This window comes from Nitrospirota bacterium (assembly GCA_016219645.1).
GTDB lineage: Bacteria > Nitrospirota > Nitrospiria > Nitrospirales > Nitrospiraceae > Palsa-1315.
On the sequence record JACRLR010000032.1, the window covers coordinates 37025 to 43196 of the forward strand.

Consider the following 6172-nt stretch of genomic DNA (forward strand, 5'->3'; position numbering starts at 1 on the left):
AGGAATGGACGCACGCAGGGGAAGATCAATCAGCCCCATCCCTGAAGAGATAGCAAGCAAGCTTGGAAGGATCGTTTATATCGTTCGACGCGCGCAATCAAGAATCGACTAGTATATCGTCTTAGTTGGGGGTGACCTTGAAGTGAGGCAGTCATGAGCAGCTGGGCAAGAGGCCACGAGAAATGTAACTCCTGCGGAACAACAGAGCATAAACATAAAGCCAGAGGACTTTGTGCGTCGTGTTACGACACTGTCTCAGAGACACGGGCTAAAATACACATCACACGGAAAAGAGGAAGGCCTTTAGCCGTTCCCATAAAGAAGGAAGATCTGGAGAAAAAGTACAACTCTGGCCTATCACTCATCGATATAGCACGCCAATACAACTGCACCCGTCAATACATCTATAAACTTTTAAAGCAGTACGCTCTTACCGTCAGGACAAAGAGCGAAGCAAGGGCTCTTGCCTTGAACCAGGGGAAAATTTCTTACAATTCCAACGTTTATTCCCCTGGCAAGACAATCAGTCATGAAAAGCGGCATGTCAATGAGTCTTTCTTCAAGACATGGACCCCTGCTATGGCGTACGTCCTTGGTGTCATCTATACAGATGGCTGTCTCGTTAAACCAATTGGTTCGGTCAAGTTCCGCGTAACCATTAGTCAGAAGGAGCCAGAATTATTGGAGAAAGTGCGGGCACTCATGGGAAGTGATGCATCAATACGTTATCGCGCTGCTCGTGGGATCGCTGGAGCGATTCATACGATGCTCATAGACAGTCTAGACATTTACAGAGATCTCCAAGCTCTCGGTCTCACGGAGAACAAAAGTCTCACATTAAAGTTTCCGGAAATCCCATTTGAGTTAGTCGGGCATTTTATCCGAGGCTGCTGGGACGGTGATGGCTCGGTCTATTGGGAGGGGGACGATAGGCGTAAGCCTTGCGCCAGTTATGTAAGTGGTTCAAAAGAGTTCATTGAGTTGCTTGTGCAGCACCTGGTCGACCTAGGATTGCCTAACCGGACCATCCATAAATCGATGCGTAGTAAGAACCCCTCCTTTTACTTTCGTTTTACTGGACTACCCTGCGTCAAACTCTACCATGTGCTCTATGATGGAGTTGATGAAAGCATGTATCTGACAAGAAAGCATTCGCGGTTCAAGGAAATCGATGGGTATTTTGAGGGGATCGTCTAGGGCTGAACATGTAAGTGGTTGGGCGATGGGTGGCACTAGCGAATGTGATAGATAAGTGTACGGACTTTTCATTAGGCTCGCCCGCAACTGACTACTGGGACTACCTCGCTATGCTGCGCAGGTAAGTTGCGGCATACTCAACAGTTGGATCTCACCAGATGGGGTTTCGAGAGAGTAATGATAACAAGTGGCTGCGCCAATCTTAAATTCCCTATCCCACGTCTGTAGTGCTCCCTGAAATCCAAGCCACCTGGGTTGATTTCAGGGGAGCACTATCCTCTCGGAAGGTGCGACCCGTTATAGCCCCGCTCAATGCTGCGGAACTAAGACACATCGAATTACTGGGAACCCTGACAAAGACCATATCTCTACCGCTATGTTGAGCGGATGAATTTAGATATCCGTATGGATATACGTCTGTTTACTCGATTGACCAATGCACATTCCAAAAAGATCCAGAACCTATTTCATGATTTACAATTTCGCTCGAATCCATCAAGCTCTCCGCGTCACACCAGCCATGCAAGCGGGGGTTGCAGATCATGTATGGAGCATCGAAGACATTATTGGTGTGTTGGATTCTCCTAAGTAGCCCCCTATGGTCATATGGGAATACACCAACTCCAGTCGTACCTACTGATAAACCAAATCAACATAACTCCAACACACAAGAGAAGCCAGCTCCCGACCAACGCGGCACCGAAGAAGCGCCTCTTGTTATCAAGTTACTGCCCGCCCCGAATGATGAGAAACCAGCCAACTATAACGCGAAGAATAAGATAAGCGAATCGGCGGACTGGTGGTGGGATCACATCCCAGAAATCCTGCTTGCGCTGTTCACTCTTTGCCTTTTCATTGCTACTTATCTGCTATATAGAGCGACTAAAAAACTGGTCATGGGAGCCGAAGACACTGCCAAAAGGCAGTTGCGAGCGTACATCTCTATTACTGGTGGAGAACTGGTCGAAAGAAATGAAGGTTCCAACATTATTGGATTTCAGGTTCATTTCAAAAATGCTGGCCAAACTCCCGCCTATGATGTTCTTTCTGGAGCACAATGTACCATCATGGATCTGCCGCGCAATGCGCCACTGCCATTGGTACCTCTCACAGAAAAATCGAAATCTACGTTCGGGCCTGGCATCGACTCCTCCTTGTTCCCAACAATGAAAATTCCAACGTCTGAGCAGAAGACGGCCATAGATAACCGGAAAGCAGCTATTTATATTCATGGGAGAATTGAATATCGGGACGCCTTTGATCGGGGCCAAACGACTAACTTTAACCTTATTTACAGAATGACCAACACTGGCAGATACATTATTGGAAATGACAAGGATGGCAATGATGCAACATAGCGCCAGCCAAACTTTACCAGTACGATGCTTGACAGAGATCTCTAATTTACCTACAAGAGTACATCCTACCGGTCAGTAGTACATCGCAACAGTCAGGTCATGGATCCTTCGCATCAGACCACATTATTCCAGCCACACAATGCTCTGGCTCCAGGAGACTGTGAGCCAGCGCCTCAAGCAGCCACGTGTTCGTGTGATCTATCTGAACTCCCTCACACTGACAACTCGGCGCTGACCGCTCATACCATCTCGAAGTTGTCCGGGTTTGCTGCAGCTTCTGATACTAATGCTGTCAAACTCGTCTCGAACATTTTCAACGAGAGCTTCGGTTTCAGGCCGGATGGGAAACCCTATCGTCTAGGGCCTAAATCGGTAAGTGAACGGCTCTTGAGCACGGACTATCTATTCATCGCTGGGGATACACGTTCCGGAGTGGGATATTTATTTGGAAAAGAGATCTCTTCATCAGCCGGCAGAGTTGCATGGATAGAATCAATGGCTGTACTTCCCCTATACCGTCGGCAGGGAATCGCCACTACTTTGGTGAAGAGCTTTGTCTCGGCCACAAAGGCAGCCCCTTTTGTGGGATTCGCGACTCCGAATCCCATTGCAGGTCATGTGATAACAAGATGTGTGCCTGGAAATCTTTACATCGGTCGTTGCTTCCCACCGTTCTCCGTGTATCAGATGCTTAAAGAAATACAGGATAACTGTTTCGATCTCCGCGGTTGTGCCCTCGACAAAGAAAACTTACTGATCAAGACGGGCTTTAGCCCCTTGTCCCGCTCTGATGAGAGACAATGGGCTCCTCGGCAAACGATGGAGGCGCCGAAGTGGTGGACCTTCATAGAGCATTTGCCTAATGCGTTCGAAGCCCTAGTTGTCATCAAACGATAGCCATTCCTTCCCCTCACATCACTCTGTAATGACGTTCAGGATTCTTATGAGGTGCTGAGTTTATGCTGTCGAAGCAAGATGAGTACGAATTCCACAGCTACAAGGGGGAAGAGGCCGCAGCCACGCCGAGCTTGGTGAACGCAGTTTCACACGTTTTCAGCAATAGCTTTGGAACGAATCCTCAAGGGAGGCCCTATCGGCTCGGGCCTAAGACAACAAGGGAGCGGCTTGAAAGTACGGATCACCTATTTGTAGCCCATCATCAGACTGAGGGAGATGTCGGCTATCTCTATGCGAGAATCCTCCGTGCAACTCAAGGGGTCGTCGGTTGGATAGACTCACTCGCCGTACTTCCCGATCACAGAAGAAAGAAAGTCGCGACGCGACTGGTCAGTCGATTGGTTGACACAGTTTCAACCTGTCGATGGGTTGGGTGTGCCACCCCAAACCCCATTGCAGCACTGGTCATAACAAACGTAGTTCGTGGAAAAATTTACGTTGATCGGTGTAATCCGCCAGACGACGTTGTAGGCATGATTAAGGAAATTCGTCCGAAGTGTCCTGACCTCAGAGGAGCAGACTTCAACGCAAGCAATCTCCGAGTGAAAACACGTTTTACGCCAGTTTCAAGTGAGGAAACGAAGGAATGGAGTCCGCCTCACCCAAGCGAACCTCCACCGTGGTGGGCATCGCTTCAGAATCTACCCAGCGAGTACGAAGCTCTTCTTATCATTGACCGGAATCAGCACTGACCAGAAAATTAGAACCTATCTCAAAATCGATTGAGCTGCATCGTGATCGATGAGACCCATATGAAACTCAGGATCCTGACATTCAAATTCCCAGCAAAATGGGAGTTTTGGACTTCCAGGTTGGACTGCGCCGCCGACCAGATGACTGTACGTTCATCAAGAAACTGATTTTGAGATAGGTTCTAAGGAACAACCAAGCCGATCTTCCACTGTGCGCGTCCAACGAGGGGAGTCTTCGACCGCGCGTTGCGCGAGCATAGGAGATCATCAGGCTCCATCCCCCTCTTCTGTTCTGCGAGCAAGAAGGGCACCTGGCCGCTCCCTCCCATCTGTCCGAGATCATGCGCACGAGCCAAAGAAATCATCTGTCAAAGAATTTGGGGCTGGCAAGAGCATAAACGTACTGGAGCGTTCAGAAAATCTCAACGGAGATCTTGAGAACTTCTGAAAAAATCAATGATCGCCTTATTTTTGCCCGGCCATTCGCGGTGCGTCCCCGTGCCTTCGCAATAGCTGGTTGTGACATTCTTCTTACAACCTCTATACGTGACGCAGCCATTCGTCTCTTGCACCAGGGTTGCCGTCTCGCAACCATTACAGGCGGCCCACCATTGTATTGCCTCTTTCCCATAACCAGGGAAAAGGCTGTCTTGTCTACTGTGCATGAGCAGGACGGGAATCGGGTTAGGACAACTCTGGTCTTTCAAGTTTTCGCCCCTGATGCCCATCGCACTGGGAGCGATCGCCGCCGGGATATGTCTGGTGCCTTTGAGAAAGGCTATGCCCATGGCAACAGTCCCGCCATCGGAGTGACCGGTGAGGAAAATCCGCTTCTTCTCGATGCACCATTTCTCTTCAATCAGTCCCGGTATTTCAGCAAGTTCTTCAATCGCTTTGGGAGACAACCTGCGGTTATCTGCGTAGGCCACAATAAAGCCCGCCGCCGTCGCTTCTTGTGTGAGAGACATGAACGTTTCCGACTCATAACGACTCGTTCACGCCGGCGCAAAGACCATGAGTAACGGGTGGGCGATCGTTGAATTATAATTCACCGGCGTTTTGACCATATAGCGAATGCCAGCCGATGTCTGCTCATCATTGCTGGTGCCTGCAATGCCTGGTTTGGTTCCTGGCTCGCAGCGAACCGTATTACTGTCGACTGCATACACAGCCTCGCCGAGCATTTTGCCACGATCAACGGCTTCACCATTGTTCTTCCCGGCATATTGAATCGCGCCAATCACACCAAGCATCAATAGGCCTATGGTGACGGCAATAATAGTTCTCCGACCAGGCTGCTTTCGCCCCAATGTCTTCATCTGTCCAGTGTTCATGTGGAGCTATCCTGCCCGCTATGATGCCTTGGCAGTCTTGAGATGCAGCTCCATCTGCACTCGTTCAAGCAGAAAACGTTTTAGGAGCTTCTGATAGGGAACATCGTGCTTGTTGGTCAACGCCTTGAGTTGATCCAGTAAAGATTTTGGCAGCCGGAGTGAAATCATCTCCGCCAACGGTTTGAACCGCGGGAAGATCCTCCTGCGGCTTTTCGAATCATCGAGATATGCCGTTGAGTCATGCGACGCCCAGAAGGCGGCTTCCTGCGCATCACTCTTGAAAGTCGGTCTCAGTTTTAACTTGCTCATGGTACATCCTCCCTTCCTTCGCACTCATGCCTCTGCTTGAAATAACACAAATCCTCCGCTTACGGATAGCGAAGATGAGAAAGAGCTGTCATCTAACAACCCTTTGAACCTTACCCCTCTAATTTATAGCCGGCCCCGCACTCCGGTATCCGGAGCACGGGGCCGACGCACCCCCGCCGACTGTCCCTTAGTAGGGGAGGACGTGCAAGACCTTCTTGTCCTCGTTGTTCCAGACCACATCACACAGGTTCGACATGCGGCAGACAATCTGCGCCGCCACGCCGCCGGTCCCGCCGAACAACCCGCACCAGCCCAGGGTCACAAA

General features: G+C 49.9%; 5 protein-coding genes and 1 pseudogene. 4 read left to right on the forward strand and 2 right to left on the reverse strand.

What is annotated here, in order from left to right; genetic code table 11:
• The first annotated feature begins 153 nt into the window (after window positions 1-153).
• The 4 genes from HZB34_12370 (at window position 154) to HZB34_12385 (ending at window position 4204) form a co-directional block, all read left to right on the forward strand.
• Window positions 154-1197 (forward strand): hypothetical protein, encoded by a 1044-nt coding sequence (locus HZB34_12370; protein MBI5316760.1) that lies wholly within the window; start codon window positions 154-156, stop codon window positions 1195-1197.
• A 542-nt stretch (window positions 1198-1739) separates the two neighbouring features.
• Window positions 1740-2555 (forward strand): hypothetical protein, encoded by an 816-nt coding sequence (locus HZB34_12375; GenBank protein ID MBI5316761.1) that lies wholly within the window; start codon window positions 1740-1742, stop codon window positions 2553-2555.
• A 432-nt stretch (window positions 2556-2987) separates the two neighbouring features.
• A complete protein-coding gene (locus HZB34_12380) occupies window positions 2988-3452 on the forward strand; it encodes a GNAT family N-acetyltransferase (protein ID MBI5316762.1) in 465 nt (154 codons plus the stop codon).
• A 62-nt stretch (window positions 3453-3514) separates the two neighbouring features.
• Window positions 3515-4204, forward strand: a complete 690-nt coding sequence (locus HZB34_12385) for a GNAT family N-acetyltransferase (GenBank protein ID MBI5316763.1) — start codon at window positions 3515-3517, stop codon at window positions 4202-4204.
• 422 nt (window positions 4205-4626) lie between these two features.
• Here HZB34_12385 and HZB34_12390 read toward each other — a convergent pair.
• Together HZB34_12390 and HZB34_12395 are read right to left on the reverse strand one after the other, a co-directional pair.
• Window positions 4627-5523 (reverse strand): annotated as a pseudogene (locus HZB34_12390) (poly(3-hydroxybutyrate) depolymerase).
• A 33-nt stretch (window positions 5524-5556) separates the two neighbouring features.
• Entirely contained in the window at window positions 5557-5847 is a 291-nt protein-coding gene (locus HZB34_12395; protein ID MBI5316764.1) for a BrnA antitoxin family protein, read from the reverse strand.
• Window positions 5848-6172 lie beyond the last annotated feature (325 nt).

What these genes read in the sequence shown, in the direction of transcription:
- HZB34_12395 (MBI5316764.1), bottom strand. Translation starts at nt 5,847, where the DNA reads ATGAGCAAGTTAAAACTGAGACCGACTTTCAAGAGTGATGCGCAGGAA.
- HZB34_12370 (MBI5316760.1), top strand. Translation starts at nt 154, where the DNA reads ATGAGCAGCTGGGCAAGAGGCCACGAGAAATGTAACTCCTGCGGAACA.
- HZB34_12375 (MBI5316761.1), top strand. Translation starts at nt 1,740, where the DNA reads ATGTATGGAGCATCGAAGACATTATTGGTGTGTTGGATTCTCCTAAGT.
- HZB34_12385 (MBI5316763.1), top strand. Translation starts at nt 3,515, where the DNA reads ATGCTGTCGAAGCAAGATGAGTACGAATTCCACAGCTACAAGGGGGAA.